This window comes from Magnetococcales bacterium, assembly GCA_015231925.1.
In the GTDB taxonomy this organism is placed as follows: domain Bacteria; phylum Pseudomonadota; class Magnetococcia; order Magnetococcales; family JADGAQ01; genus JADGAQ01.
Genome location: JADGAQ010000281.1, coordinates 1 through 3,900, shown reverse-complemented (window position 1 = coordinate 3,900; position 3,900 = coordinate 1). Strand labels below are relative to the sequence as shown.

2 protein-coding genes are annotated in these 3,900 nt (G+C 61.5%); both read right to left on the bottom strand.

Features of this window, described 5'->3' with window-relative positions:
• Positions 1 to 154: 154 nt before the first annotated feature.
• Positions 155 to 1,894 carry an SAM-dependent DNA methyltransferase gene (locus HQL56_18730; protein MBF0311552.1) on the bottom strand — a complete coding sequence of 580 codons (1,740 nt, stop codon included), beginning with the start codon at positions 1,892 to 1,894 and terminating at the stop codon, positions 155 to 157.
• A 207-nt stretch (positions 1,895 to 2,101) separates the two neighbouring features.
• Positions 2,102 to 3,826 carry an SDR family NAD(P)-dependent oxidoreductase gene (locus tag HQL56_18725; protein ID MBF0311551.1) on the bottom strand — a complete coding sequence of 575 codons (1,725 nt, stop codon included), beginning with the start codon at positions 3,824 to 3,826 and terminating at the stop codon, positions 2,102 to 2,104.
• Between the last annotated feature and the right edge of the window lie 74 nt (positions 3,827 to 3,900).

The following is a 3,900-nucleotide window of genomic DNA, read 5'->3' as shown; positions in this document are numbered from 1 at the left end:
AGAGGAACCCCTTCTAAATGATACTTAGGTGGCTCACTAATTCCGTAACAAATTGAACCAAGTCTCTTGAGGGCGATAACCCCCCAATGCCCCGGCACCTCCCCCAGCCACTCCACCCCGGAATCCTTGTATTCGGCATAACGTGGAAATTTCATTACACAATCTCCGCCAACATCGTCTGGATGCGGCCCACCACGTCTTTGAGGTCCGCGTCGATGGCCTCCAGCGGGCGGGGCGGCTGGAAGACGTAGAAATGGCGGTTGAAGGGGATTTCGTAGCCGATTTTGGTCTTTTCGTGGTCTATCCAGGCGTCGGGGGCGTGGGGCAGCACCTCCCGTTTGAAATAGGCCTCTACATCCTCTGCAAGCGGCACGTTTTCGGTATCCCGCAGTTTGGCGTCGGGCTGGGGTTTGCCCTTCAGTTTGCCTTTCTGTCCCAGCACGATCCTGCCGGATTCATCCCGCTCGGGACGTTCCACCGTGATGGTGCGATAGCCGAAATCCCGATTGGCGAATATCCGGCTGACGGGTTTGCCCTCCTGCTTCGCCTCGATGAACGAACCGAACAGGCGGGTGATTTCCGCAATGTGGTCGTCGGAAAGCTCCTTGCGCTTGGATCCCAGGCTCTTGCGCATCTTCCGCCACATCTCCCCGGCATCGATCAACTGCACCTTGCCCTTGCGGGGGGCGGGTTTGCGGTTGCTGACGATCCAGATGTAGGTTGAAATCCCGGTATTGTAGAACATGTCCGTGGGCAGGGCGATGATGGCTTCCAGCAGGTCGTTTTCCAGCACATGGCGGCGGATTTCGCTCTCCCCGCTACCCGCGCCGCCGGTGAACAGGGGCGAGCCGTTCAGCACGATGCCGAAGCGACTGCCGCCATCGGCAACGGGACGCATCTTGGAAACAAGGTGCAACAAAAACAGCATGGAGCCGTCGGAAACCCGGGGCAGTCCCGGTCCGAAACGGCCGCTGTATCCCAGAGTCTCATGCTCCCGGCGCACCTCTCGTTCCACCTTTTTCCACTCCACCCCGAAGGGGGGATTGGAGAGCATGTAGTCGAACTTCCGGTGGGGGTGGCCGTCATCGGAAAGGGTGTTGCCGAAGACCACGTTGCTCACGTCCTGCCCTTTGATGAGCATGTCGGCTTTGCAGATGGCATAGGATTCCGGGTTGAGTTCCTGGCCGAAGACGATCAGCCGGGCCTGCGGGTTGCGTTCCTCCAGATACTCTCCGGCGATGGACAACATGCCGCCGGTGCCGGCGGTGGGATCGTAGAGGGTACGCACCACGCCGGGGGTGGCCAGCACCGGGTCATCCTCGATGAAAAGCAGATTGACCATCAGGCGGATGACCTCGCGGGGAGTGAAATGCTCACCGGCGGTTTCGTTGGAGAGTTCGGCGAACTTGCGAATCAGCTCCTCGAAGACCAGGCCCATCTGGTAGTTGCTGACCGATTCCGGGAGCAGGTCGATTGCGGAAAATTTCTCCACCACCTGGTACAGCAGTCCGGTTTTGGCCAGACGTTCGAGATGGGTGTGGAACTCGAAGCGTTCAAAAACGTCCCGCACGGCGGGGGAGAAGGCGTTGAGGTAGCCGAAGAGGTTCTCTTTGATGTGGTCGGCATCGCCGGTCAGTTTGGGCAGGTCCATCGGCGAAACGTTGTAGAAGCTTTGACCGGCTTTGCGCAGCACGAAGGGTTCCGGGTTCAAGCCCTGTCTCTTTTTTTCGGCGTACTCGGCCAGAACGGCGGCTTTGGTGGAGGCCAGCACACAATCCAGGCGGCGCAGCACCGTCATGGGCAGGATGACCCGTCCGTATTCGGCTTGTTTGTAGTCTCCGCGCAACAGATCGGCGACGGACCAGATGAAGGCGGAAAGACTTTGCTGATTCATGCGTTGTCAACTTTCTTGAATGAGCTGGTTTTGCCTTTCAATATTTTTCCTTTAAAGTATCAAAAAAAGGAAATGTTCTGTCCTTTGACTTTATGTTTAAATTCTTTTATGAAAGATCTTTGCGAGATATGTATTATAAAAGAAAAAGTCAAAGGATAGAACATTTCCTTTTTTTGATACTTTAAAGGAAAATATTGAAAGGCTTCTCTACCTCAGTTTGTTCATCAGGCGATTCCACAGCATCAGGGAAACCCTGCGCGGCAGCAATCGGGCCAGCAACGCCATGGCCTGGGAGCGGAACGGGAATATCAGGGTGCGACTGCCCCGCCCCAATTGGGCCACAATGCGCTCCGTCGCCTCTTCCGGCGTCATCAATACCTCGCCGGCCACCTCCTTGACCCCCGCCGCCTTCTGAAAACTCGTGGCCATGCCCCCCGGACAAACGGTGATCACCTCCACCCCCCGAGGCGCGGTCTCCGCCGCCAGCCCCTCCCCCAAAAACAGCACCCCGGCATTGCTGGCCGCATAGACCGTCATGCCCGGCAACGGCTGAAAGGCCGACGACGAACTGATCAGCACCAACCGCCCGAAACCCCGCGTCATCATGCCCGGCAACACCCGATGCGCCAGTTGCAAACGGGCGGTCAGATTGGTCTGCACCATGGCCGCCTGCCGCTGCCCATCCAACTGCGCCACCGGACCCCGCCCCCCGAAACCGGCACAGGCGAACAGCTCCGTCACCCCGGCATCGTGATCCCAGAACGACTCCCGCAGCAAGGCCGCCACCGCCTCGGGCCGGGAGAGATCGCACAAGCGACGCATCACCGGCGCTTCCGAGGAGATCTCCGCCTCCAGCAGCGCCGGATTGTTGTCCACCAGCACCAGGGAACGTCCCATACCCGCCAGACGCCGACTCAAGGCCAAACCCAACCCCGAAGCCGCTCCGGTGACCAGGGTCAGTCCCCCCGGCGGCATCGCCGCCCGGCAACGGGCCTGCTCCCGCCTCAAGACCCCCGCCAACATCGCCTCGCCACGCAGGGTGCGTTGCCAACCCAACTGTTGCAAGGGGAGATCCGTGGCCACCAGGGCATCGTAAAGCAGCGCCTTGGCCTGAAAGGGCATCCAGCGGCAAAAAGGCCGCAACAGCGCCGCCAGCCAGGTCATGGGCAAACGTCCGGCCTGTGGCGCGCCCAGCCGGAACAGCTCCCCGAGACGCACCGGCTCCCCGGCGGCGAAAAGGGTGCGTCGCGCCGCTTGGGGATGGTCCGCCGCCAGGATCAGACCTTGCGCCAGATCGTCGACATGCAGCAGGGACCACCGTCCCGGCAGATCCAGCCGGGAGAGGGGTCCGCCCTGCAACGCCATGCGCATGAAGACCGCCGCGTGGGAATCGTGACGCATCTCCTCGCCCACCACCAGGGCGGAACGCACGATGCGCCAGGAGAGGGGGCTGTTGCGCACCAGCGTCTCCCCGTCCCGTTTGGAGCGACCGTAATCCGAACAGGGATGGCAGGCCGACTCTTCGGTCAGCGGCTGGCGGCAGGCATCCGCCGGGGCGCGATCCACCGCGCCGATGGTGGAGACGAAGAGAAAGGCCGCATCGGGAGCCGCTTCCGCGCAGGCCTGCAACAGGGCGGCGGTGGTGGCCACGTTGGCCGGGCCGTAGTGGCTGCCGTTGGCGAAGCGGGCGTCCGCCGCCAGATGGATAACGGCGTCGATGCCTTCCAGATGCCGCCGATATCCGGCGATATCGGTCAGCGGGGCGCAGACCCACGCGATGCCGGGGCGGGTGTCGTATTGAGGCTGTCGGCTTTGCGCCACCACCCGATCGCCCCGTGCCAGCAGTTGGGCCACCACCCGTCGTCCGATGAATCCGGCCGCACCCGTGACGAAATAGCTTTTCATGCCGAAGCTCCCGGACAACGGGATCATGCCGTTGTCCTTTCAGGTAATACGGGGGTCCGGGGGGGATTATCCCCCCCGGCGGGGTTTGGGGCGGAGCCCCA

Bases quoted from the DNA above. Each gene is read 5' to 3' on its own strand.
- HQL56_18730 (MBF0311552.1), bottom strand. From the start codon at position 1,894: ATGAATCAGCAAAGTCTTTCCGCCTTCATCTGGTCCGTCGCCGATCTG.
- HQL56_18725 (MBF0311551.1), bottom strand. From the start codon at position 3,826: ATGATCCCGTTGTCCGGGAGCTTCGGCATGAAAAGCTATTTCGTCACG.